The sequence below is a fragment of the Streptomyces sp. NBC_00704 genome, from assembly GCF_036226605.1.
Taxonomy (GTDB): domain Bacteria; phylum Actinomycetota; class Actinomycetes; order Streptomycetales; family Streptomycetaceae; genus Streptomyces.
Window position 1 is genome coordinate 1,607,535 of the sequence record NZ_CP109000.1, and the last position, 23,780, is coordinate 1,631,314.

The 23,780-nt window shown below is 74.5% G+C and carries 21 protein-coding genes and 1 pseudogene; 8 read left to right on the top strand and 14 right to left on the bottom strand.

Features of this window, described 5'->3' with window-relative positions:
- Nucleotides 1-47 precede the first annotated feature (47 nt).
- Nucleotides 48-1,115, top strand: coding sequence for an RNA ligase (ATP) (locus OG802_RS07125; protein WP_329408291.1), 1,068 nt, complete (start codon nucleotides 48-50; stop codon nucleotides 1,113-1,115).
- 259 nt (nucleotides 1,116-1,374) lie between these two features.
- Here the strand turns inward: OG802_RS07125 and soxR are convergent, their stop codons facing one another.
- Complete coding sequence (gene soxR, locus OG802_RS07130) at nucleotides 1,375-1,863, bottom strand: redox-sensitive transcriptional activator SoxR (RefSeq protein ID WP_329408293.1); 489 nt, start codon at nucleotides 1,861-1,863, stop codon at nucleotides 1,375-1,377.
- Nucleotides 1,864-1,994: 131 nt separating this feature from the next.
- Between soxR and OG802_RS07135 the strand changes: the two genes are divergently transcribed.
- Entirely contained in the window at nucleotides 1,995-2,456 is a 462-nt protein-coding gene (locus OG802_RS07135) for a MaoC family dehydratase (RefSeq protein WP_329408295.1), read from the top strand.
- A 21-nt stretch (nucleotides 2,457-2,477) separates the two neighbouring features.
- Here OG802_RS07135 and OG802_RS07140 read toward each other — a convergent pair whose 3' ends face one another.
- From OG802_RS07140 to OG802_RS07150, 3 genes are all read right to left on the bottom strand, one after another.
- Nucleotides 2,478-3,104, bottom strand: coding sequence for a TetR/AcrR family transcriptional regulator (locus OG802_RS07140; RefSeq protein ID WP_329408297.1), 627 nt, complete (start codon nucleotides 3,102-3,104; stop codon nucleotides 2,478-2,480).
- A 72-nt stretch (nucleotides 3,105-3,176) separates the two neighbouring features.
- Nucleotides 3,177-3,464, bottom strand: coding sequence for a YiaA/YiaB family inner membrane protein (locus OG802_RS07145; protein WP_190148644.1), 288 nt, complete (start codon nucleotides 3,462-3,464; stop codon nucleotides 3,177-3,179).
- A 58-nt stretch (nucleotides 3,465-3,522) separates the two neighbouring features.
- The gene (locus OG802_RS07150) at nucleotides 3,523-4,674 is read right to left on the bottom strand and encodes an acyl-CoA dehydrogenase family protein (RefSeq protein ID WP_329416976.1); all 1,152 of its coding nucleotides are present in this window, start codon (nucleotides 4,672-4,674) and stop codon (nucleotides 3,523-3,525) included.
- 79 nt (nucleotides 4,675-4,753) lie between these two features.
- On the opposite strand from OG802_RS07150, the gene OG802_RS07155 reads away from it, so the two are divergent.
- The 3 genes and pseudogenes from OG802_RS07155 to OG802_RS07165 all read left to right on the top strand — a co-directional run.
- A complete protein-coding gene (locus OG802_RS07155) occupies nucleotides 4,754-5,386 on the top strand; it encodes a TetR/AcrR family transcriptional regulator (protein ID WP_329408299.1) in 633 nt (210 codons plus the stop codon).
- A gap of 47 nt (nucleotides 5,387-5,433) precedes the next feature.
- On the top strand, nucleotides 5,434-6,207 hold the full coding sequence (locus OG802_RS07160; RefSeq protein WP_329408301.1) for an ArsR/SmtB family transcription factor: 774 nt from the start codon (nucleotides 5,434-5,436) through the stop codon (nucleotides 6,205-6,207).
- A gap of 150 nt (nucleotides 6,208-6,357) precedes the next feature.
- A pseudogene (locus tag OG802_RS07165) lies at nucleotides 6,358-7,281 on the top strand (DMT family transporter); the annotation flags it as partial.
- Between the two features lie 778 nt (nucleotides 7,282-8,059).
- Here OG802_RS07165 and OG802_RS07170 read toward each other — a convergent pair.
- The 10 genes from OG802_RS07170 to OG802_RS07215 form a co-directional block, all read right to left on the bottom strand.
- A complete protein-coding gene (locus tag OG802_RS07170; protein WP_329408302.1) occupies nucleotides 8,060-9,142 on the bottom strand; it encodes a Zn-dependent alcohol dehydrogenase in 1,083 nt (360 codons plus the stop codon).
- Nucleotides 9,143-9,156: 14 nt separating this feature from the next.
- Nucleotides 9,157-10,545 carry an aldehyde dehydrogenase family protein gene (locus tag OG802_RS07175; protein WP_329408304.1) on the bottom strand — a complete coding sequence of 463 codons (1,389 nt, stop codon included), beginning with the start codon at nucleotides 10,543-10,545 and terminating at the stop codon, nucleotides 9,157-9,159.
- 87 nt (nucleotides 10,546-10,632) lie between these two features.
- The gene (locus OG802_RS07180) at nucleotides 10,633-11,976 is read right to left on the bottom strand and encodes an ABC transporter ATP-binding protein (RefSeq protein WP_329408306.1); all 1,344 of its coding nucleotides are present in this window, start codon (nucleotides 11,974-11,976) and stop codon (nucleotides 10,633-10,635) included.
- A gap of 236 nt (nucleotides 11,977-12,212) precedes the next feature.
- On the bottom strand, nucleotides 12,213-12,938 hold the full coding sequence (locus OG802_RS07185) for a class F sortase (protein WP_329408308.1): 726 nt from the start codon (nucleotides 12,936-12,938) through the stop codon (nucleotides 12,213-12,215).
- On the bottom strand, nucleotides 12,925-13,692 hold the full coding sequence (locus OG802_RS07190) for a hypothetical protein (RefSeq protein ID WP_329408309.1): 768 nt from the start codon (nucleotides 13,690-13,692) through the stop codon (nucleotides 12,925-12,927). The genes OG802_RS07185 and OG802_RS07190 overlap by 14 nt, the downstream gene beginning before the upstream one ends.
- A 103-nt stretch (nucleotides 13,693-13,795) precedes the next feature.
- Entirely contained in the window at nucleotides 13,796-15,082 is a 1,287-nt protein-coding gene (locus tag OG802_RS07195) for an MFS transporter (RefSeq protein WP_329408311.1), read from the bottom strand.
- A gap of 19 nt (nucleotides 15,083-15,101) precedes the next feature.
- Entirely contained in the window at nucleotides 15,102-16,580 is a 1,479-nt protein-coding gene (locus OG802_RS07200) for a CitMHS family transporter (RefSeq protein WP_329408312.1), read from the bottom strand.
- Between the two features lie 141 nt (nucleotides 16,581-16,721).
- Nucleotides 16,722-18,959: a molybdopterin oxidoreductase family protein gene (locus OG802_RS07205; protein WP_329408313.1), complete on the bottom strand. Its 2,238-nt coding sequence runs from the start codon at nucleotides 18,957-18,959 to the stop codon at nucleotides 16,722-16,724.
- Between the two features lie 84 nt (nucleotides 18,960-19,043).
- Nucleotides 19,044-19,661, bottom strand: a complete 618-nt coding sequence (locus OG802_RS07210; protein WP_329408315.1) for a TetR/AcrR family transcriptional regulator — start codon at nucleotides 19,659-19,661, stop codon at nucleotides 19,044-19,046.
- A gap of 106 nt (nucleotides 19,662-19,767) precedes the next feature.
- Nucleotides 19,768-20,316: a hypothetical protein gene (locus OG802_RS07215; RefSeq protein ID WP_329408317.1), complete on the bottom strand. Its 549-nt coding sequence runs from the start codon at nucleotides 20,314-20,316 to the stop codon at nucleotides 19,768-19,770.
- Between the two features lie 158 nt (nucleotides 20,317-20,474).
- Between OG802_RS07215 and hmgA the strand changes: the two genes are divergently transcribed.
- Genes hmgA through OG802_RS07230 form a run of 3 tightly spaced genes read left to right on the top strand, consistent with a single transcriptional unit; the run spans nucleotide 20,475 to nucleotide 23,778 of the window.
- Nucleotides 20,475-21,818, top strand: a complete 1,344-nt coding sequence (gene hmgA, locus OG802_RS07220) for a homogentisate 1,2-dioxygenase (protein WP_443055194.1) — start codon at nucleotides 20,475-20,477, stop codon at nucleotides 21,816-21,818.
- 26 nt (nucleotides 21,819-21,844) lie between these two features.
- A complete protein-coding gene (locus OG802_RS07225; RefSeq protein ID WP_329408321.1) occupies nucleotides 21,845-22,594 on the top strand; it encodes a GntR family transcriptional regulator in 750 nt (249 codons plus the stop codon).
- Nucleotides 22,595-22,629: 35 nt separating this feature from the next.
- Nucleotides 22,630-23,778 (top strand): type ISP restriction/modification enzyme, encoded by a 1,149-nt coding sequence (locus tag OG802_RS07230; RefSeq protein WP_329408323.1) that lies wholly within the window; start codon nucleotides 22,630-22,632, stop codon nucleotides 23,776-23,778.
- Nucleotides 23,779-23,780 lie beyond the last annotated feature (2 nt).

Genomic DNA, 23,780 nt, shown 5'->3' on the forward strand with positions numbered 1-23,780 from the left:
GGCCGATGACACACGACCGAAGCCCGTCGAGTCCCTGAGGAGCCCTGATGTCGACGCTGCGCGTCACCGCCGAGGTGCTGACCGTCCACGAACACCCCAACGCCGACGCCCTCGAACTGGCCCAGGTCGGGCTGTACCGCGCCGTGGTCGCCAAGGGCGCCTACCGGACCGGCGAGGCGGCCCTGTACATCCCCGAGCAGTCGGTGCTGCCCGCCGCGCTGATCGAGGAACTGGGGCTGACCGGGCGGCTGGCGGGCAGCGGGTCGGACCGGGTCAAGGCGGTGCGGCTGCGGGGCGAGCTGTCGCAGGGGATCGTGTGCCGGCCCGATGCGCTCGCCGGCGTCGACCTCGCGCGCGCGGCGGCCGAGGGGACCGACTTCGCGGAGCGGCTCGGCATCGTCAAGTGGGTGCCGCCGATCCCGCCGACCATGGACGGCGAGGTCGAGGCCGCGCCCGACCTGCTGCCCTGGGTCGACATCGAGAACATCCAGCGCTACCCCGGCGTCTTCGCGGCCGGCGAGCCCGTCGTCGTGACCGAGAAGCTGCACGGCTCCGCCTGCCTGCTGACGTATGCGGCGGACCCGGAGCGCGTGCACGTCTCGTCGAAGGGCTTCGGCGCGAAGTCCCTCGCACTGAGAGAGGATCCGCGCAACCTGTACTGGCGGGCCGTGCGCGGCCACGGCGTCCCCGAGGCGGCGGCCCGCCTCGCCGCCCGGCTCGGCGCCCGCCGGGTGGGCGTCTTCGGGGAGGTCTACGGAGCGGGCGTGCAGGACCTGACGTACGGCGCGGACGGCCGGCGCGACACCCTCGGGTACGCCGTGTTCGACGTCTGCGCGGACATCGACGGCACGGTCCGCTGGCTGGACGCGGCGCGGCTGCTGGAAGGCGAACTGCCGCTGGTTCCCCGCCTGTTCGAGGGGCCCTACGACAGCGCGCGGATCCTGGAGATCGCGACCGGCCGCGAGACGGTGTCGGGGCGCGGGCTGCATCTGCGCGAGGGCGTGGTGATCCGGCCGGCCGTCGAGCGGTACAGCCCCGTCACCGGGGGCAGGGCGATCGCCAAGGCGGTCAGCGGGGCGTATCTGACCCGCAAGGGCGGCACCGAGTACGAGTGAGGCCCGGTCGGGACACGACGCGGGACACGACGTGCGTGCGGGAGGCCGCGGCGGAGGCAGTCGCACGACGCGACCGTCACTGGAGGTCGCCACAGCGAGGAGCCGACGGTCGCATGGGCGGAGGGCCGCGCCCACGGGGGCCCTTGCGGGACCCAGCGGGGGGACGCCCGGGGGCTTCAGGGCTTCTCATGGGCCCGGGCTGACGCCCTCCGTGCGTCGCTGGCGGGCCTCCGACGGGCCTACGGGCGGGCGGGATCGCTCAGCGGTCCTCGCACGCACGGTCGTCCGGTTGTCTCCGTTCCACCATCAGCCGTGAGCCGGAGGCCCGGCGGCCGAAGGCGTCGTCGGGGTTGGACAGGACGCAGGTCGCCAGGGACAGGCAGCCGCAGCCGATGCAGTCGGTGAGGTGGTCCCTCAGCCGGTTGAGCTGCCGGATCCGCTCGTCCAGCTCGGCGCGCCACGCACGGGAGAGGCGGGCCCAGTCCTCCCGGGTCGGGGTCCGTTCCTCGGGAAGCTCGGCCAGCGCCTCGCGGATCGTGGCCAGCGGGATGCCGACCCGCTGCGCCGCGCGCACGAAGGCCACCCGGCGCAGCGCGTCACGGTGGTACCGGCGCTGGTTGCCCGCCGTGCGGCGACTACTGATGAGGCCCTTGGACTCGTAGAAGTGCAGGGCGGAGACGGCGGCGCCGCTGCGCGCGGCGAGCTGACCGACCGTGAGCTCGTGGATCTTCTCGGGAATCTGCGGCACCCCTCGAACCCTACCCACCCCGCCCGCCGCCGGGTCCGTTGACATCGACCCGGCGACGGACCATGCTAAGCAGTCGCTTAGGCCCATGGCACGGTGACATGGGCGACGGGTGACGCGAGAGGGCCGCAGACATGGCAGAGCCGAGGATCTTCACGTCCGCCGACGACCTGAAGGCGGCGGTGGGCGAGCAGCTGGGGTACACCGACTGGGTCGAGGTCGACCAGAAGCGGATCGACCTGTTCGCGGAGGCCACCGGCGATCACCAGTGGATCCACGTCGACCCGGAGAAGGCCGCCGCCGGCCCCTTCGGCACGACCATCGCGCACGGCTATCTGACCCTGTCCCTGCTGCCGCTCTTCGGACCGCAGCTGATCACGGTCGAGAACGTGAAGATGGGCGTCAACTACGGGACGAACAAGGTCCGTTTCCCGGCGCCCGTCCCGGTCGGCTCGCGCCTGCGCGCGACGGCGAGGATCACCGGCGTCGAGGACGTCGCGGGCGGCGTGCAGGTCGCCGTCGCCTTCACGGTGGAGCGCGAGGGCGGGGACAAGCCGGTGTGCGTGGCCGAGTCGGTGTCGCGGTACTACCTCTGACCGGGGCGGCGGCCGGCGCGGCTACCTAGCCGCGCCCACCATCCGCAGCACGAGGTCGGCGTACAGCGCGCCGACCTCGTCGGGGGTACGGGGGCCGTCCACGTTGAACCAGCGGGCCACATCGATGCACAGGGACAGCACGGCGAGGGTCGTGCCGTGCACGTCCGGCACGTCGAACTCGCCCGCGGCGACGCCGTCCTCGATGATGCCGCGCACCTCGGCGTCGACCTGGCGGCGCAGGCCGAGGATCTCGGCGCGGGCCTCGGGGCCGAGCGCGTCCAGTTCGTACTGGACGACCCGTGCCGTGGTGCGCCGCCCGGCGTGCCAGCGGACGAAGGAGCCGACCGCGTCGGCGAGGCGCCGGGTGGCGTCCCCCTCGCCGGCGGCCGCGGTGCGCAGGATGTCCAGGGCGCGGTCGTGGCCGATCCGGCTGATGCGGTGGAGCAGCTCTTCCTTGGTCTTGTAGTGGATGTAGAGGGCCGCCGGGCTCATGCCGGCACGGCCCGCGATGTCCCGGGTCGTCGTGGCGTGGTAGCCGCGCTCGGCGAAGGCCTCCACGGCGGCGACCAGCAGCCGCCGGGCCGCGTCAGGGGTGACCTCGTCCCACGGCTCGATCTCGCCGCCGGCCGTCTCCTCCGCGGTACTCATCGCTCGTTCGCCCCTCTCGGTACAGGAGCTACACCATACCGCCGAAGCTGAGCGGTCGCTTAGCGTGCCTGCTCAGATCTTCTCGAAGGGGTCGTGGTCGGCCAGGAGCTTCTCCAGGCGGGCCTGGTCCACCCGGCTGACGATCTGCCCGGCCTCCTGGCGGTCGCGGATCACCTTCGCCAGCGTGAAGGCGGAGGTGACGAGATAGAGGACGGCGATCGCCAGGAAGCCGCGCACCCAGGCGTCGGTGTGGAGGTTGTAGATGCCGATCGCGGTGGCCGCGATGGCGATGCCGAAGGAGGCGACGGCCTGTCCGTAGAACGCCGCCGTGCTCTGGTGCTTGACCGGTGTGTCGCTCATGGGAGAAGACTCGCCGGAGACGGCCGCCGCCACATCCGTGCGGATACTCAGGGGGTACTCAGAACGCGGAGACCCCCGTCAGCGCCCGCCCGATGAGCAGCTTCTGGATCTGGCTCGTGCCCTCGTAGAGGGTCATCACGCGGGCGTCGCGCAGGAGTTTGCCCGCCGGGTACTCGTCGATGTAGCCGTAGCCGCCGAAGACCTGGAGGGCGTTGTTGGCGGCGCGCACGGCGGCCTCCGAGGCGAACAGCTTGGCCTTGGAGGACTCGGTGGCGAAGGGCAGGCCGCGGTCGATCAGGTCGGCGACGCGCCAGGTCAGCAGCCGGGCCGCGTCCACGTCGACCGCGATGTCGCTGATCAGCTCCTGGACCAGCTGGTGGTGGGCGATGGTCCTGCCGAACTGCTCGCGCTCGCCCGCGTACCGCACCGCCGCGTCCAGGGCGGCCTGCGCGATGCCGACGCAGCCCGCCGCGACCGACATCCGCCCCTTGGCCAGCGCGGACATCGCGACCGAGAACCCCTTGCCCTCGGGCGCCAGCATCGCGGAGGCGGGGACCCGGACGTCCTCCAGGACCAGTTCGGCGGTCGCCTGGCCGCGCAGTCCGAGCTTGCCGTGGATGGCGCGGCGGGTCAGGCCGGGGGTGTCGGTGGGCACCAGGAACGCGGAGACGCCCTTGTGGCCCGGCGCGTCCGTGGAGCGGGCGAAGAGCAGGACGACGTCGGCCCAGGTGCCGTTCGTGATGAACGTCTTGGCGCCGCTGATGACGAAGTCGTCGCCGTCGCGGACCGCGCGGGTGACGAGGTTGCCGGCGTCGGAGCCGGTGCCGGGTTCGGTCAGGCCGAAGCAGCCGACGTACTCGCCGGAGGTCAGCCCCGGCAGCCAGCGGCGCTTCTGCTCCTCGCTCCCCCAGGCCGCGACGGACTTGGCGACCAGGCCCAGGGAGACGGAGACGATGCCGCGCACGGAGGAGTCACCGCGGCCCAGCTCCTCCGTGACCAGGCAGTAGGCGAGATGGTCGCCGCCCGAGCCGCCGTACTCCTCGTCGACGGTCAGACCGAGGAAGCCGACCTCGCCGAGTTTCGCCACGATCGACCGGTCGACCTCCTCGGCCCGGTCCCAGGCCACGACATGGGGGGCGATCTCTCGGTCCACGAAGTCCCTGGCGAGCCGCTGGACGGCCACCTGCTCCTCGCTGAGCCCCAGATTCACCACGAGATCACCCCACCGCCGACGTCCGACTTTAAATTAGCACTGCTAGTTTCCATGATGCAGCCCTACTATGTGCGCCATGGCCCGACCGCGCAAGCCCCTTCTCAGCACCGACCGGATCGTCCAGGCCGCACGGGCGCTCGTGGACGCCGAGGGGCTCGCGGCCGTCTCCACGCGCCGGCTCGCCGCCGAACTGGGCGTGAGCGGGCCCTCGCTCTACAACCACTTCCGCACGAAGGACGAGATCCTGGAGGCCGTCGCCGACTCGGTGAGCGCCCAGGTCGACCTGTCGATGTTCGAGGACGACCGCGACTGGCGCACCGCGCTGCACGACTGGGCCGCCTCCTACCGCGCCGCCCTGCGCGACCATCCGAACATCGTCCCCGTCCTCGCCCGGGGCCCCGGCCGGCGCCCCGCCGGCCTGCGGCTGGCCGACGCGGTCTACGGCGCGATGGTCCGCGCCGGCTGGCCCCCCGCGCAGGCCACCTCCATCGGCGCGCTGATGCGGTACTTCGTCATGGGCTCCGCGCTCGGCTCGTTCGCGGGCGGCTTCGTCGACGACGTGAGCGCCTACGACCCCGCCGACTATCCCCACCTCGGTCAGGCCCACCTGCTCGCCGACCGGCAGGAGAAGATCGACGAGCGCGCCTTCGAGACCGGCCTGACCGCCCTGCTGGACGGACTCGCCGGGCAGTTCGAGCAGCTGCCCTAGCGGGACGGGCGCACATGGTTCGGTGCACGCCGAACCGTTCGTCGCGCATGCTGGATCCCGTGAGCGACACACACACGGGTGATCATCGGGACGTGCGGGCGCCGGGGCTGGCCTCGCTCGCCGGACTGGTCGCGGACGAGACGCGGGCCGCCTGTCTGCTGGCGCTGCTCGACGGGCGGGCCTGGACCGCCGGGGAGCTGGCCCGGCACGCGGGCGTGGCCGCGTCGACGCTGAGCGAACACCTGGGCAAGCTGGTTGCGGGCGGGCTGCTGGCCGAGGAGCGCCAGGGGCGGCACCGGTACGTCAGACTCCACGACACCCGGGTCGCCCAGCTCCTGGAGGACCTCGCCGCGCAGGTCGCCCCGGAGACCGCCCGCCGTCCGCGCGGCCTGCGGGCCTCGACGGCCGGTTCGGCGATGGCCCGGGGCCGCACCTGCTACGACCACCTCGCCGGGCGGCTCGGCATCGCCCTCGCCGACGGCCTCACCGCGCGAGGGCTGCTGACCGGGGCGGACGGCCGGGAGCGCGGCCGGGGGGACCGGGCCGCAGGCTTCGAGCTGACCGAGGCCGGAGCGCGCTGGTTCGCCGGCAACGGCATCGCGCTCGACCGGACGGCCCGGCGGCCGCTCGCCCGCGCCTGCCTCGACTGGACCGAGCGCCGCCCCCACCTCGCGGGCGCCGCGGGCGCGGCCCTGTGCCGGCACGCGCTCGACGCCGGCTGGTGCGTGCGCATCGGCTCGGAGCGGGCGGTGAAGGTGACGCCCGCCGGCGAACGGGCGCTGGCCGAACTGCTCGGCATCGAGGCGGCGGCCCTGCGCTGACCGGCGCCCCGGCGACGCCGCGCGCCGGACCCTCGCCGGCGGCCGCCGGCTCCTCGTCCGGAAACCGCGAGACCCCGGCCCCTCTCCCGGCCGGCCCTTTCCTTCCCGACCTTTCCTTCCCGACCTTTCCTTCCCAGGCTGGAGACCATGATGAACAGTCCGCGGAGTGCGGGACGTCGTACGCGTGGGGCGGCCGCCGGGGCGGCGGCGGTCAGCGTCGTGCTGTGGGCGTCCGCCTTCGTGTCGATCCGCAGCGCGGGGGACGCGTACTCCCCCGGGGCGCTGGCGCTCGGACGGCTGCTGTCCGGCGCGGCGGTGCTGGGGGCCGTCTGCGCGATACGGCGCGAGGGGTGGCCGCCGCGGTCGGCGTGGCGCGGCATCGCCGTGTCCGGGGTGCTGTGGTTCGGCTTCTACATGGTGGTGCTCAACTGGGGCGAGCAGCAGGTGGACGCCGGGACGGCGGCCCTCGTCGTCAACATCGGGCCGATCCTCATCGCGCTGCTCGGCGCACGGCTGCTCGGCGACCCGCTGCCGCCCCGGCTGCTGGCGGGCATGGCGGTGTCCTTCGCGGGCGCGGTGGCGGTGGGGCTGTCGATGTCCGGCGAGGGCGGATCGTCGGTGCTGGGCGTAGTGCTGTGCCTGCTCGCCGCCGTCGGCTACGCGGGCGGGGTCGTCGCGCAGAAACCGGCCCTGGCGCGGGCGAGCGCGCTTCAGGTGACGACGTTCGGGTGCGCGATCGGGGCGGTGGTGTGCCTGCCGTTCGCGGGAAGCCTGGTCCACGACGCGGCCGGCGCGCCGCTCTCCGCGACGCTGAACATGGTCTACCTGGGCGTCTTCCCGACCGCACTGGCGTTCACCACGTGGGCGTACGCGCTGGCCCGGACGACGGCGGGCCGGATGGGGGCGACCACCTACGCGGTGCCCGCGCTGGTCGTGGGGATGTCGTGGCTCGCGCTGGGCGAGGTGCCGGGCCTGCTCACCCTGGCGGGCGGGGCGCTGTGCCTGGCGGGCGTGGCCGTGTCCCGCTCCGGACCGCGAGCGACGCCGCCGGCCGCGACGGCGGGAACCGGCCCGGGAACGGCCGCGGGGGCCGCCGCGGGGACCTTGACCGGAGGGACCGGGCCGGGCGGGACCCCGCCCACCGGGACCGCGGGCGCGGGGACGACGGCCGCGGGGGCGTCGGGCACGGAGAGCACGGCCGCGGGGGCGTCGGGCACGGAGAGCACGGCCGCGGGCGCGGCGGGCGCGGGGACCGCGGGCACGGGGGCGGCGGGCGCGGGGACCGCGGGCACGGGGGCGGCGGGCGCGGGGACCGCGGGCACGGGGACCGCGGGCACGGGGGCAGCCGCGGGGACCTTGACCGGAGGGACCGGGCCGGGCGGGACCCCGCCCACCGGGACCGCGGGCGCGGGGACGACGGCCGCGAGGGCGTCGGGCACGGAGAGCACGGCCGCGGGGGCGGCGGGCACGGAGAGCACGGCCGCGGGGGCGGCGGGCACGGAGAGCACGGCCGCGGGGGCGGCGGGCGCGGGGACCGCGGCCGCGGGGGCGGCGGGCGCGGGGGCGGCGGGCGCGGGGACGACGGCCGCGGGGGCGGCGGGCGCGGGGACGACCGCCGCGGGGGCGGCGGGTACGGAGACCGGGGTCTGAGGGGCCGCGACCGGGACGGAGAAGGACTCGCTGCCCGGCCGGATCGACCAGTCCGCGCGCCCGGCCGGGCTGCGCGAGGCCGCGTCCCTGCCCTCGTCCCCGGCGTCCTCCCCGTCTCCCTCCCGTCGTCCCCCCGTCGTCCTCCCGCCGTCCTCCCCAGGGCCGCCCGCCCCCGACCGGCCCTCGGCCGGCCGGCTCGCCGTCAGAAGACGACCAGCGCCCGTCCGCCCTTGCCCGCCACCATGTTGTCGAAGGCCGCCGGGATGTCCTCCAGGCCGATCCGTTCGGTGACCAGGGCGCTCAGGTCGAGGCGGCCGGAGCGGATGTGGCCGGCCAGGACCGGGAGGTCCCTCGCCGGGTCGCAGTTCCCGTAGACGCAGCCCGACAGGGTGCGGCCCCAGTGGAACAGCTCCAGGGCGTTGAAGGTGACCTGCTGGTCCTTGCCGCCGATGCCGACGACCGTGGTGCGGCCGCCGCGCCGGGTGGACTCCCAGGCCGTGCGGATGGTGACGGCGCGGCCCACGCACTCCACGGCCACGTCGACGCCCTGTCCGCCGGTGAGGCCGCGGATGTCGCGTGCCGTGCGGTCGGAGGCGACGACGTACTCGGTGGCCCCCGCCGCACGGGCCAGCGCCTCCTTCTCGGGGGAGACGTCGACGGCGACGATCGTCGAGGCCCCGGCGATGCGGGCGGCCTGGAGGGTGGCGAGGCCGACGCCGCCGACGCCGAAGACGGCGACCGTCTCGCCGGGCCGGACGCGGGCGCTGTGGTGGACGGCGCCGTAGCCGGTGAGGACGGCGCAGCCGAGGAGGGCCGCGTCGGTCAGGGGGACGCCGTCCGGCAGGGGCAGGGCGCAGGAGACGGGGACGACGGTCTCCTCGGCGAAGGCGGCGACGTTGAGGCCGGGGTGCAGCTCCGTGCCCCGCGTGGTGCGGGCGTGGACCTCGCCGGCCCCGGCGAGGGCGTTGGCGCACAGCCAGACCTCTCCGAGGGAGCAGGCGTGGCAGGCGCCGCAGGAGGGCGCCCAGTTGAGGACCACCTGGTCGCCGGGGGCGAGGTGCCCGACGCCCTCGCCGACGGAGACGACGGTGCCGGCGCCCTCGTGGCCGAGGACGGCGGGGACCGGCACCCGCATGGTGCCGTCGGACAGGGACAGGTCGGAGTGGCACACCCCGGCGGCGGCGAGCCGGACGCGGACCCGGCCGGGCCCCGGCTCGGGCAGCTCGATCCCGGTGATCTCCAACGGGGCCCCGACGGCGGGGAGTACGGCGGCGCGGACAGCCATGGTCGATGACTCCCTTAGAACTGGAGGGACTTGGTCTGGAGGTACTCGGCGAGGCCGTGCGCGCCGAGCTCGCGGCCGACGCCGGACTGCTTGTAACCGCCGAAGGGGGCAAGGGGGTTGAAGCGGCCGCCGTTGATGTCGACCTGGCCGGTGTCCATCCGGCGGGCGAAGGCCACCGCCTCGGCCTCGTCGCCGGCCCAGACCGCGCCGGCGAGTCCGTACACCGTGCCGTTGGCGATCCGCAGGGCGTCCTCCTCGTCCTCGTAGCGCAGCAGGCACAGGACGGGGCCGAAGATCTCCTCCTGGGCGATCGTCATGTCGGGGGTGACGTCGGCGAAGACGGTGGGGCGCACGAAGTAGCCCTGCTCGCGCGGGGATTCGGGACCGCCCGCCACCAGCCGGGCCCCTTCGGCGACCCCCTGGTCGATGTATCCGCGCACGCGGTCGCGCTGGCGGGCGTTGACGACCGGGCCGATGCGGTCGGCGTACTTGGCGGCCGCCGCGGCGGCGAGCGCGACCGCCTCGTCGTAGCGATCGCGGTGGACGAGCATCCGGGTCCAGGCGCTGCACGTCTGGCCCGAGTTGGACATCACGTTGGCGACGCCCACGTTGACGGCCCGGGCGAGGTCGGCGCTCGGCAGGATGACGTTGGCGGACTTGCCGCCGAGTTCGAGGGCCGCCTTCTTGACGGCCGCGCCCGCGGTGGCCGCGATGCGGCGGCCCACGGCCGTGGAGCCGGTGAAGGAGACGAGGTCGACCTCGGGGTGTTCGGCCAGGGCCTGGCCGGCGACCGGGCCCAGCCCGGTGACCAGGTTGAAGACGCCGGCCGGGACGCCCGCCTCGTGGACCGCCTCGGCGAACAGCTGGGCGGTGAGCGGGGTGTCCTCGGCGGGCTTGAGGACCACCGTGCAGCCCGCGGCGAGCGCCGGGGCGACCTTGGCGACGATCTGGTGGAGCGGGTAGTTCCAGGGGGTGATCGCGCCGACCACGCCGATCGGCTCGTGGTAGACGGTGGAGTTGCCGACCTTCTCCTCGAAGGCGTGGGTCGCGGCCAGTTCGGCGTAGGAGGCGGCCACCGCGATCGGGACGGCCGCGTGGACCGCCTGGGAGAAGGCCAGGGGGGAGCCGAGTTCGGCGGTGACGGTCTCGGCGATCTCGTCCTTGCGGGCGGTCAGGACGTCGCGCAGGGCGGCCAGGCGGGCCGCGCGGTCGGCCGCCGGGGTCGCGGCCCAGCGGGGCAGGGCGGCCCTGGCGGCGCGCACCGCGGCGTCGACGTCGTCGGCCCCGGCCGCCGGGACGCGGCCGATGACCTGCTCGTCCACCGGGTCGACGACGTCGATCACGTCCTGGCCGCGGGCCGGGCGCCATGCGCCGTCGAGGTAGATGCCGTCATGTGCCTTCATCGCGTTCCCTCCGGCGGGCGTCGTCGTCCGCGACCTAAACTAGCGTCGTTAGTTTTCCGGCACCAGGGGATACGGGACGGCGTCCGCTCACTCGTCGAGGTCGGGCAGCCGGGCCGGTGCCGGGCTGACGCGGTCGCCGTGCTGGTCGAAGACGAAGACGTGGGCGGTGTCGACGAGGAGCGGGACCTGCATGCCGTGGCGCAGGTCGAAGTCGGGGGTGGTGCGCACGACGAGGTCGCCGAGGGGGCGGTGCCCGTCGGGCGCGGGCGCGGCGCCGTCCTGCTCCGAGGACTCGTCCAGGACGACGACCGGCCCGGCCCGCAGACCGCCCGCGCGTTCCCGCAGCCGGCCCAGCACCCCGCCCTCGCGCTTGCGCCGCCGGGACGGCCTCGGGAGCGGCCGGGGCGCCTCCAGGTCCGGCACCAGGGCGGACCGCGAACCCGTGTTGAAGTGCACGAGCACCTCGTGCCCCTGGAACTCCACGTGCTCCACCAGCCCCGTGATGTGGGTCTCCTCGGGCCGGGCCTCGGCCGGCGTGGCGATGCGGACGGCCTCCGAGCGCAGGCCGACGATCACCTCGCGCCCCTGCTGCACGCGCAGCAGCTTGTGGTCGGGGGAGAGCGGTTCGGGCAGCCGCAGGGCCTGTTTGCCGAGGCTGATCGTCATCGCCCCGTCGAGCGGGGCCCGGACCAGGCCGCGCAGGAGGTTGATGCGCGGGGTGCCGATGAAGGCGGCGACGAAGATGTTGCGCGGCAGCGCGTAGACCGAGCGCGGGGAGCCCACCTGCTGGAGGACCCCGCCGCGCAGCACCGCGACCCGGTCGCCGAGCGACATGGCCTCGGCCTGGTCGTGGGTGACGTAGACCGTGGTGACGCCGAGGTCGCGGGTGAGCTTGGAGATCTCGGCGCGCAGACGGTTGCGGAGCTTGGCGTCGAGGTTGGACAGCGGTTCGTCCATCAGGAAGGCGGAGGGGTGCCGGGCGATGGCCCGGCCCATGGCGACGCGCTGGCGTTCGCCTCCGGAGAGCTGTCCGGGGAAGCGGTCGAGGAGGTCCTCGATGCCGAGCATCCGCGCGGTGGCGTCGACGCGGGGGCCCGGGTCGGCGCCGGGGGCCTCGATGCGCAGCGGGAAGCCGATGTTGTCGCGGCCGGTCATGTTCGGGTAGAGCGCGAAGTTCTGGAAGACCATCGCGATGTCCCGGTCGGACGGCGCCAGGTCGTTGGCGTAGGCGCCGTCGAGGCGCAGCTCGCCCTCGGTGATGTGCTCCAGGCCGGCGATCATCCGCAGCACGGTGGACTTGCCGCAGCCGGAGGGGCCGAGCAGGACGAGGAACTCGCCGGGGGCGACGTCCAGCGACAGCCGGTCCACCACCCGTGGGCCGCGGTTGTCGTGGACCTTGCTGACGTCGTGCAGGGAGATGGCGCGTGTCATGAGAGGTGTCCCCGGAAACTCACTAGGGCGCTGGTGCTCCGCGGTCCGGTCCGCCCCGTGCGGGTCGACGGGGCTTTGCGTCACGGAAGTTAACGGACCGTGCCCGGCCGGGGGAAGAGAGGGGGCCGGATCGGACGCCGGTGTCCGGCTGGTGAGAGACCGGACGCGCTGGTTCACCGGGCGGCGCACGCGCCGGACGCCGGGCCGGGCGGGGACGGGCGCGGCCCGGCGCCGGGTCAGCGGGTGCGCGTCAGATGGGCGAAGACGACGACGTTGCTCGTGTAGCCCGTGGTGCGGCGGAAGAGGCCTCCGCAGGTGAGGACCCTCAGCTCGGGCCGCTTGCTCGGGCCGTACACCTCCTTGTCGGGGAAGGTGGCCTTGTCGAAGACCCGCACCCGGTCCACGGTGTAGACGGCGGTGCGGCCGTCGGCGCGGCGCGCCTCGATCGTGGCGCCGCGCGCCACGCGGGCGAGGCCGGCGAAAACCGCCGGGCCGGTCTTGGTGTCGCGGTGGCCGACGGCGACCGCCGTGCCCCGCTCCCCCGGGGTCGGGCCGCCCGCGTACCAGCCGACGAGCTTGGGTTCGTCGACCGGCGGTGTGCCGAGGTGGCGGTCGGGGCCGAGCCGGAGCGGGACGATCGGTGCGTCGATGCCCAGGGAGGGCACCCGCAGGGTGGTCGCCGGGGACCGGTCGAGCGGACGCGGCGGGGGCTCGGGCCGCTCGGACCCCTTCTCCCCCTGCGACCGGTCGTGTTCGCCGTCGCCCCCGGGGACCGGGGCGGCGGCCGCGGCGTGGGAGGCCGCTCCGCCCGCCCGGGCCGGGGCGGGCGGAGCGGCCGGGACGCCGTGTCCCCCGCACCGGACTGCGACCGTCACCAGGACGGCCGTGAGGGCGGCCGTCCTGGTGAGGCGAAAGACACGCGTCCGGTACCAGGGCCTGCGTACGCGCCTACGCGGCACCATGGTTGCGCCGGCGGGTCAGTCGGAAGTAGGCGACGCCGCCGACGGCCACCAAGCCGACCGCCGCGGCCCCCGCCAGCGGGGTGAAGGAGTGCGAGGTGTCGGCGAGACCGCCGCCGCCGGCGTGGACGCCGCCCGCCGGGCCGCCGCCCTTCTCACCGCTCCAGCCGTCGCCGCCCTGCCCGGCGCCGGCCTGCCCGGCGCCGCTCTGGCGTCCGCCTCCCTGGCCGTCGCCGCTCTGGCCGTTGGGGGCCGCGACCTCACGGCCGTCGTCGGTGATCGGCCGGTTCGGGCCCTGGTTGCCGCCGCGCCGGCCCTCGGGGCAGTTGATCTTGAAGACCTTCACCTTGGGCGAGGGGGCCGGAGGGGTGCCGGGGGTGGCGGGGGGGAGGGTCCACTCGAGCGTGTAGGACCCTTCGGCGAGCCCCAGGGTGTCGGTGTGCCCGGCGCCGTCGGTCAGGGCGATGGTGCCGGTGACGGTGGCGGTGTCGGCGGCCGGCGGCCGGGCCTTGATGGTGTAGCCGACGGTCGGGAGTTCACCGAAGTTGGCGGCGTCGAGGTAGAACCGGCAGGCCACCGGGTCGTCCTTGGAGACGCCGGGAGGCACCTGCTCGCGGTGGATCCTGATGTCGCCGGCCTCCCCTACGGCCACGGCGGTCGGTGCCGCGAGGCAGGTGAAACCCGCGGCGGCGAGCACCGTGAGAGCCGTGGCGCCGAGGCGGGCGCCGAAGGCGGGCGGGAGCGTCGAGCTGGACATGCGCATTCCTCCGAGTCAGGACGATTTTCATACAAATCGTTCTTGCACCTGACTCTCTTTCACATCGGCGCTCCCGGCAGTGGGAGCGCCGCCCGACGCGCCGTCAGACATCGCCCGACCGGCGCAACCCCGCCCCGGCCCCGCGGCCGCGCACCCCCGCCCCCGGCCGACGGCCGCGCTGGGTCGGCGTAACGCCCCCGTCCCCGCCCCCGTCCCCGCGTCCGCCTCCCGAGGACCGCACGGCCACCCCCGACGACAGCAGCAGCAGCGCCCCGAGCATCACGAACGGCGCGGCCACGCCCGCGGCACCGGCCACCAGTCCGGCGGCGGCCGGCGCGGCGACCTGACCGAGCCGGTTGCCGGTGAGGCGAAGCGCGAGGGCGGTGGAGCGGGCGCCGTCCGGCGCCGCCCGGACCACCGTCGTCATCGACAGCGGCTGTCCGACCCCGAGGCAGAACCCGAGCGCCGCGAGGATCGCGCCCAGCGCCCAGACCGGCGCGGGGAGCGCGATCGCGGCGCACAGCAGCGCGGCCAGCAGACAGGTGACGCCGAGCAGCGCCGTGCGGCCGAGCAGCCGCAGCAGCGGGGTGAGCACGAGCCGGCACGCGATGGAGGCCGCTGCACGGACGCTGAGCAGCACGCCGACGACGGCCGGGGCGATGCCCCGGTGTTCGCCGACCACCGGCAGGTAGGCGGTGAGGACGTCGGTCGCGGACAGCACGGAGAGGCTGATCAGGATGCCGGCCGGGACACCGCGCGTGTGCAGGATGCGGCCGACGGGGACGCGGCCGCCCGGCCCGCCGCGGGAGCCGGCCGTGGCGCCGCGGTGCTCGACGCGCCACAGCGAGGTGAACGCCGTCGCGCAGCCCGCGCCCGCGACGAGCAGGGCCAGGGCGCTGCTGCGCGCCATGTCCGCGCCGTCGATCAGCGCCCCGGCCGCGACCGGGCCGGCCAGCTGGCCGAGGGAGGCGCCGATGGTGAAGTGGCCGAAGTCGCGGTCCTGTTCGTGCGGTGCGGACTGCCGTGCCACGAGCGACTGGGACCCGATGACGAAGCAGAGGTGGCCGAGCCCCATGACCCCGCTCCACAGCGCCATCGCCCACAGCGAACCCGCCACGCCGCTCAGCACGCAGCCGCCGCAGATCAAGGCCACGCCGACGGGCAGCAGGGGTGCGCAGCGGCCGTGGTCGGTGCGCCGGCCGAGCGGCACGGCGGCGAACAGCGGCAACAGGGCGTAGACGCCCGCGATGACGCCGATCGCCCGCTCGTCCGCGCCCAGCGCGAGGGCCCGGTAGGACACGGCGGGCCGGGCCATCGACACCGCCCCCTGCGCGAAGCCGAAGGCGATGACGAGGCGGAGCAGCCAGCCGCGGTTCCCACCGGGCCTCACAAGTCCCTCCACGCCAGGCTCAGATGATCCCGAACAGGACGCCCGCGCCGAGGATGGCGAGGCAGGTGCAGGCGGCCCACTTGACGACGAACCGGGTGTGGTCGCCGAACTCGACCCGTGCCATGCCGACGAGGACGTAGACGGCCGGCACGAGAGGGCTCGACATGTGCAGGGGCTGGCCGACGAGGGAGGCGCGGGCCATCTCCAGCGGGGTCACGCCGTGGGCCGCGCCGGCCTCGGCGAGGACCGGCAGCACGCCGAAGTAGAAGCCGTCGTTCGACATGAAGTACGTGAGCGGGAGGCTCAGGACGCCGGTGACGAGCGCCATGTGCGGGCCCATGCCGGCGGGGATGACGTCCACCATCCACGTGGCCATGTGGTCGACCATGCCGGTGCCCTGGAGGACGCCGGTGAAGACGGCGGCGGCGAAGACCATGCCGGAGACGTTGAGGACGTTGTCGGCGTGGGCGGCGAGCCGCGCCTTCTGGTCGGGGATGTGCGGGAAGTTGACGGTCAGGGCGAGCGCGGCGCCGAGCAGGAACAGCACCGGGATGGGCAGCCACTCCATGATCATGGAAGTCAGCAGGACGACCGTGAGCAGCGCGTTGAACCAGTACAGCTTGGGGCGCAGGGTGGCCCGTCGCGGGTCGAGGCCCTGGAAACCGTCGTCACTCGTGTCGTCGTCGGCGCCGCCGTCGCTCCCGCCGTCGCCGACGGCGGCCGCACCGGAGCCCGCGGACGGCGTGGCGGGCGCGGAGGTCCTGCCCGCGCCGGAGCCGCCGGCGCCCACGAGGACCGTCTCGCCCAACTCGGCCTGCTCCCGGTCCTTTTCCGTCTCCTTCTCCTGGACGTGGCCCCCCACCAGCACCTCGTCCAGCGTCAGCACGCCGAGCCGGGTGCGCTCGCGGCGGCCGAGGACGTAGGCGAGGACGAAGACGAAGAGCAGCCCCACGGCCAGGGCCGGGATCATCGGCACGAAGATGTCGCTCGCGTCGAGCTTGAGGGCGGTGGCCGCGCGGGCGGTCGGGCCGCCCCAGGGCAGGGTGTTCATCACGCCGTTGGCCATGGCCGCGACGCCGGTCATCACGACCAGGCTCATCTTCAGGCGCTTGTACAGCGGGTACATCGCCGAGACGGTGATCATGAAGGTGGTCGAGCCGTCGCCGTCGAGGGAGACGATCGCGGCGAGCAGGGCCGTGCCGATGACGATGCGGAGCGGGTCGGCCTTGCAGAACTTGAGGATGCCCCGCACGACCGGGTCGAAGAGGCCGACGTCGATCATCACACCGAAGTAGACGATCGCGAACATGAGCATCGCCGCGGTCGGGGCGAGGGAGGTGACGCCGTCGAGGACGTAGTCGCCGAGCTTGGCGCCCTTTCCGACGAAGACGCAGAACAGCGCCGGGATCAGCACGAGCGCCGCGATCGGCGACATCTTCTTCAGCATGATCAGGACCAGGAAGGTCGCGATCATGGCGAAGCCGAGGATGGTCAGCATGAGTGGATACCTAACGTTCGCCCTTGAACATCCCACCTGGGGGTCGGCGGTGGGTCGACGTTAGGTCCGTTCAAACCGCGTTAACAAGACGTTGACCCGCGAGCAATAAGCGCAGAAGTCCAGGTCACAGCTTTGCTCACCTCACGGGGCCGGGACGGCGGCCACTTCCACCGGCACCCCGTTGAGGACGGCGTTGCCCGACAGGGGGTCCAGCAGGCTGCCGTCGAGGAGCTGGTTGACGTTGACGCCGGGGACGGTCGCCGCGTGGCTCAGGCGGGTGCCGGGGCGGTCGTGCCCCCAGCCGTGCGGCAGGCTGACGACCCCGCGGCGCACGCCGTCGGTGACCTCGGCCGGCGCGGTCACCTCTCCCCCGGCGCCCTTGATCCGCACCGGCGCGCCGTCGCGCACCCCGAGCCGTTCGGCGTCCTCGGGGTGGATGTGCAGGGTGCAGCGGTTGGTGCCGCCGGTGAGGGCGGGGACGTTGTGCATCCAGCTGTTGTTGGAGCGCAGGTGCCGGCGGCCGACGAGGACGAGTCCGTCCGCGGGCCGGCGCACGGCCTCCCGCAGGCGCGGAAGGTCGTCGGCGATGGGCCGGGGCAGCAGTTCGACGCGGCCGCTGCGCGTCTTCAGCGGCTGGGGCAGGCGCGGGCGCAGCGGGCCGAGGTCGATGCCGTGCGGCGCGGCGAGCAGCCGGGCCAGGCCCAGTCCGTCCGGGCGGGCGCCGAAGCCGTCGCCGTAGGGGCCCAGGCGCAGCATCATGTCCAGGCGGCGCTCGGGGCCGGTGTCGCCGGTGAGCTGTGCGGCGAGGTCGTGCGGGTCGCGGCCGTGCACGGGCGAGTGCGGGTCGGCGACCGCCTTGCCGAGGGTCTGGCCGACGACGAGGTCGTCCACGGCGGAGGGGTCGGCGCCGTGCATGCCGGTGGCGGCGAGGGTCAGCCGGGCAAGGATCTCGGTCTCGGCCATCCGGCCGGGCTGCAACGGGACGGCCGGGCGGGTGTAGCGGACCTGGTTGCGCACGGCGAGGGTGTTGAAGGCGAAGTCGTGGTGCGGGCTCTGCGAGGGCGGCGGCGGGGGCAGCACGACGTCGGCGTGGCGCGAGGTCTCGTTGAGGTAGGGGTCGACGCTGACCATGAAGTCGAGGGCGTCGAGGGCCTTGTCGAGCCGGTCGCCGTCGGGGGCGGACAGGACGGGGTTCGCGGCCACGGCGATGAGCGCCCGGATCGGCTCGCCCTCGTCGGTGGCGGTGTCGATCTCCTCGGCGAGCGCGGAGAGCGGCAGTTCGCCCTTGGCCTCGGGGTGCCCGCTGACGCGGGAGTGCCAGCGTCCGAGCCGGAAGCCGTGCCCGGGGCCGGCCGGGCGGGGGGTGCGGTCGGTGGCGGCCTGTGGGAAGAGCGCTCCGCCGGGCCGGTCCAGGTTGCCGGTGAGGATGTTGAGGACGTCGACGAGCCAGCTGGCGAGGGTGCCGTGGGGCACGGTGCAGCTGCCGATGCGGCCGTAGACGGCGGCGGTGGGGGCGGCGGCGAGTTCGCGGGCCAGGGTGCGGATCAGCGCGGCCTCCACGTCGCAGGCGTCGGCGACCGCCTTGGGGGTGAACTCGGCGACGGCCGCCGCGAGTTCGTCGAGGCCTTCGACGTGCGGGGCCAGCGCGCCGAGGGCGACGAGGGCCTCGTCGAAGAGGACGTGGGTCATGGCGGCGAGGAGCAGCGCGTCCGTGCCGGGCCGCACGGGGATATGGCGGTCGGCGAGGGCGGCGGTGCGGGTGCGGCGCGGGTCGATGACGGTGAGCGTGCCGCCGCGCGCCTTGAGCGCCTTGAGCTTGCCCGGGAAGTCGGCGGCGGTGCACAGACTGCCGTTGGACTCCAGGGGGTTGGCGCCGATGAGCAGGAGGTGGTCGGTGCGGTCGAGGTCCGGGACGGGGATCGCGTTGGCGTCGCCGAAGAGCAGTCCGCTGGAGACGTGCTTGGGCATCTGGTCGACGGTGGAGGCGGTGAAGAGGCTGCGGGTGCCGAGTCCGGCGATCAGCACGGGCGGGTAGAGCGCGCCGGCCATGGTGTGCACGTTGGGGTTGCCGAGGACGACGCCCACGGAGTTCGCCCCGTACCGCTCGACGACCGGCCGGATGCCCGCGGCCACGGCGTCGAAGGCCTCCTGCCAGGTGGCCTCGCGCAGTTCCCCGTCCTTGCGCACCAGCGGGGTCCGCAACCGGTCGGGGTCGCCGTCCACGGCGCCGAAGGAGGCTCCCTTGGGGCAGATGAAGCCCTTGCTGAAGACGTCCTCCCGGTCGCCGCGGGCGCCGGTGACCCGCGTCCCCTCGATGGTGAGCGTGAGCCCGCAGGTGGCCTCGCACAACGGGCAGATTCGCAGGGCGGTGCGGGACACGGGTCCTCCTGGGGGGCGGCGGCGCCTTCTCCCGGGTGAGCATACCGACCGGTATGGCCCGTGGGGAGGGGTCGGCCGCTGCCGTCAGTCCAGGACCCGCGCCAGGTAGGCGCGCAGCAGTTCGCGGGTCTCCTCGATCACCTTCGGGTCGCCCTCCGGGTCGACGCGGAAGGCCAGGTGGACGAGGGCGTCGGCGGTCTCCACGGCGATCAGGAAGACCCGGCGCAGGTCGTCGTCGGGGGCGCGGACGAGATGCTCCGAGAGCAGGTCGGTGAGGCGGTCGGCCACGCGGTGGTTGGGTTCGGCGTGCCGGGCGCCGACCGGGATCTGGTTGCCGAAGTCGACCAGGGAGAAGCCGGGCGCGGTGCGCTTCATGGCGAGGTACTCGTCGAGCACGGCGTCCATGGCGGCCCGCCAATCGCCCCGGCCGGCCCCCTTCAGCCGCTCGGTGACGCGCTCGGCGTAGCGTTCGAGGTTGCGCTGGGCGAGCGCGTCGGCCATCTGCCGCTTGTTGCCGAAGAAGCGGTAGACGGAGCCGATGGGGACCCCGGCGCGCTCGGCCACGGCCCGGGTGCTCAGGTCGTCGTAGCCCACCTCGTCCAGGAGGTCGGCGCAGGCGTCGAGGATTCTGGTCAGCCGTTCGGCACTGCGCCGCTGCACGGGCGCACGACGGAGCGATGTCGCTTGGGGCACGGACCTCATGATGCCTTTCCCCCGCGTCGAGGTGAACCTCGCCCCTGTGTACGCGCGAAAGCGCCCGGTGCACTCAGCTCGGTGCACTCAGCCCGACGCGCTCACCCCGATCCGCTCAGGAGGACGGCGGTGAGGACGGCGAGGCGGGCTCGGACGCGGCGGGCGACCGCTCCGACGCCGTGACGTCCGCCGTGGCCTCCACCGGCCGGCCCTCCACCGCCCACACCGTCGTGTCGTCGGCGTAGAGGCGGACGGTGACCTCGTGGGTGCCGTGCGGGAGGTAGCCGGCCGGGATGCGGTACGAGGGTCTGCGCAGGTCGGCGACCTGCTGGCCGTCGACGTAGAGCCGGGCCACGCCGCGTCCGGCGACCGCTTTCTGCGCCGTTCCCGACGGGGAGAGCGCGAATCGCGCCAGCTTCACGCGCACGTCCCAGCCGCCGCGGGCGTCCGGCTGGACCTCCACGCCGACCTCGGGGGCGCCCTTCCTCGCCACCTCGCGGTAGTGGCGCCCGTCGTCGTCGGTGTGGTCCAGCACCTTGCCCGCGGGCGCGGGCGAGTCCGTCCGCCCCGCGTCCCGCGTACCGCCGGAGCCGCAGCCCACGGATCCGGTCAGCAGCAGGACACAGACCGCGAGCGCGGCGGGAAGGGTGCGCGTCCACGACATGATCGGGACACTAGAGCACCGGTGCGGCACGCGGATCCCCCTGAAGTCTGGTTCCGGGCGGGCCGTGATCGTCCTCCGAGAGGAGGACCCCCGGCCCTCTTGCATCCGGGAAAACGCAATCCTACGGTGATGCACAGGATTCAGTCGGCAAGGGAGCCATGATGAGCAGCGGGGACGCACGCAAGACGGCCGAGGGGCTGCCCTACCTCTCCGGGTTCGGCAACGAGCACGCCTCCGAGGCGGTGCCGGGCGCCCTGCCGGAGGGCCGCAACTCCCCCCAGCGGGCGCCTCTCGGCCTGTACGCGGAGCAGCTCAGCGGCACGGCGTTCACCGAGCCGCGCGCCCACAACCGCCGCTCGTGGCTGTACCGGATCCGCCCTTCGGCCGCGCATCCGGCGTTCACCCGGTGCGGTGACGGCGCGATCCGCACCGGCCCCTTCGCGCAGACCGTGCCCGACCCCAACCGGCTGCGCTGGGACCCGCTGCCCGAGCCGCCCGCCGGCACGGACTTCCTCGCCGGCCTGTGGACGCTCGGCGGCAACGGCGACGCGGCCCAGCGCACCGGCATGGCCGTGCACCTCTACCACGCGAACGCCTCCATGGACCGCGTCTTCAGCAGCGCGGACGGCGAGCTGCTGATCGTCCCCGAGGAGGGCGGGCTGCTGCTGCGCACGGAGTTCGGGCTGCTGCACGCCGGGCCCGGCGAGGTGGCGCTGATCCCGCGCGGGGTCCGCTTCCGCGTCGATCTGCTGGACGCCTCCGCGCGCGGCTACGTCTGCGAGAACTACGGCGCGCTCTTCCGCCTCCCCGACCTCGGGCCGATCGGCGCCAACGGGCTCGCCAACCCGCGCGACTTCCGCGCGCCCGTCGCCGCCTACGAGGACGTCGAGGGCCCGGTCGAGGTGGTCAACAAGTTCTGCGGCCACCTGTGGAGCGCGACCTACGGCCACTCCCCGCTCGACGTCGTGGCCTGGCACGGCAACCTGACGCCGTACGTGTACGACCTGCGCCGCTTCAACGTCATCGGGACGATCTCCTACGACCACCCGGACCCGTCGATCTTCACCGTGCTGACCTCCCCCTCGGACACCCCCGGCCTGGCCGGCGTCGACTTCGTGGTGTTCGCGCCGCGCTGGCTGGTCGGCGAGGACACCTTCCGGCCGCCGTACTTCCACCGCAACGTGATGAGCGAGTACATGGGCCTGGTCGAGGGCGCGTACGACGCCAAGACGGCCGGCAAGGGGGGCTTCGTGCCGGGCGGCGGTTCGCTGCACAACATGATGTCGGCGCACGGCCCGGACCGGGAGACCTTCGACCGCGCCAGCGCCGCCGAGCTGCGGCCGCAGCGCGTCGACGACGGGCTGGCGTTCATGTTCGAGACGCGCTGGCCGGTCGTCCTCACGCCGCAGGCCGCCCGGGCCGACCATCTGCAACAGCGCTACGACGACGTCTGGCAGGGCCTCGAACGGCACTTCCGGCCCACCGACGACACATTGCACTGAACGGTGCCGACCGGTACGGATAGCCCGTGACCTCCTTCGCGCCGGACTCGATCGTCCTCACCCGCAAGCTGCCGCTCTGGTACCAGGTGTCGCAGTCGCTGCGCGCCTCGATACTGGGCCGCTCGCCCCGCGACCCGCTCCGGCTGCCCACCGAGGAGCAGCTGGCCGGGCACTACGGGGTGAGCGTGCTGACCATGCGGCAGGCGCTGAAGGAGCTGGAGGACGAGGGGCTGATCACCCGGCACCGGCGCCGGGGCACGTTCATCGAGCCGACGGCCCGGCGCGGGGCCCCGGTGCGGCTGCTGGGCTCGGTCGACGCGATCGTGGCCCAGCAGTCCGGCATGACGACCGAGCTGCTGGAGCACGGCCGCACGGCCGTCCCCGCCGAGGTCGCCGAACACTTCCCGGACCTGGCCGAGGTGGCGGCCTACCACCGCCTCAGGAGCGACGAGGAGACGGGCGAGCCCACCAACCACGCCCGCAACTACGTCCGCCCCGAACTGGCGGCCCGCATCGATCCCGAGGACCTGGTCCGCTGGCCCATGACGAAGGTGCTGCGGGACGTCGTCGGCGCGGACATCGGCAGGATCACCGACACCGTGGAGGCGCGGCTGGCGGACCCGGAGACGGCCCGGCTGCTCCAGGTCCCGCTGCTCAGCCCGATCCTGCACTACACGGGGGTCACCCGTGACGCCGAGGGCCGGGTGCTCGACGCGGCCGTCATCCACTACCGGGGCGACCGCTTCTCGTTCACGGTCACGCTCGACGCGACGTGACGCGCCGTGCCGCGCGGTCCGCGAGCCGTCGTACGATGCCCGGCGTGACGCACGACGACGCTCCGCCGCTGGCGGACCTCATGCCGTGGTCCGTCGCACCGCCGCGGCTCGGCCGGGGGTGGCCGACGGCGCCCGACCCGGCGTCCCTGAAGGCCCGCTGGGACGCCCTGCTGAAGGCCGACGGCGCGGACCGCGAGGCCCTCTTCGAGCCGACGCGCTCGCGCACCCTGCACTCGGCGGTCGGACAGCTGCCCGGCCCGCGCGGCGGGACGCGCAAGCTGGCGCGCGCCTCGGGCCCGTGCCCCGAGCCGGTCCGGGTGCTGGCCGCGCCCTTCGACGAGCAGTGGCTGATCCCCGACCAGCGCCTCATCGACGCGGCCCGCCCCGAGCTGTGGCGGGTCACGGACGAACGGCAGGTCTTCGTGGTGGAGACGCCCGAGCCGCCCCTGCTGGCGACCTCGCTGCTGCCGCTGGTGCGGCCCGGCCGGATCCGGCCCCTGTACCGGCGGCCCGGCGGCGAGGAGCCCAACCTCGCGCCGGGCCTGCCGGACCTGCTGCGCCGGCTCGGCCTCTCCGGCGACCCGGTGGACTTCCTGGCCTGGACCCTGACCGCCGTCCGCCCCGACCTGACCGTCCCGCTCACCCGCGATCCCGGGGTCTGGGCCGAGGGCGTGGCGTCGGGCCGGCGGGCGCTGTGGCTGCTGCGCCGCGACGGCGAGCGCCCGCGGCTCCCCGGCGGGCGGCGGCCCTACGTCCGCGCCCCGCTCCCGTCCCGCCCGCTGACCCTGCGCTACGACCGCGACGCCGAGACCCTCCACCTCGACGAGGGCCGCGTCTCCCCCGTTCCGCCGGAGGCCTGGGACTTCGAGACCGGCGGGGAGCGGGTGCTGGAGCGGTGGTTCGCGGCGCGCGCCGCGCGGGACGCGGGTCCTGGCGGCCTCGCGGCGATCCGGCCGGCGGTCTGGCAGCAGGCCTGGACGTCCGAACTCCTGGAGCTGGTCACCGTGTTGACGCTGCTGGCCGAGGTCCGCGCCCGGCAGGCGCGGTGGACGGTGCCCGACGCCCTCACCACGGCGGAGCTGCGCGCGGCGGGCGTGCTGCCCGTCCCGGCCTCCGCGCGCCGCCCGGCGACCGTGCTGGACCATCACGAGGAGGGCCCGGAGGGCCAGTTCGCGCTGCTGTGAGG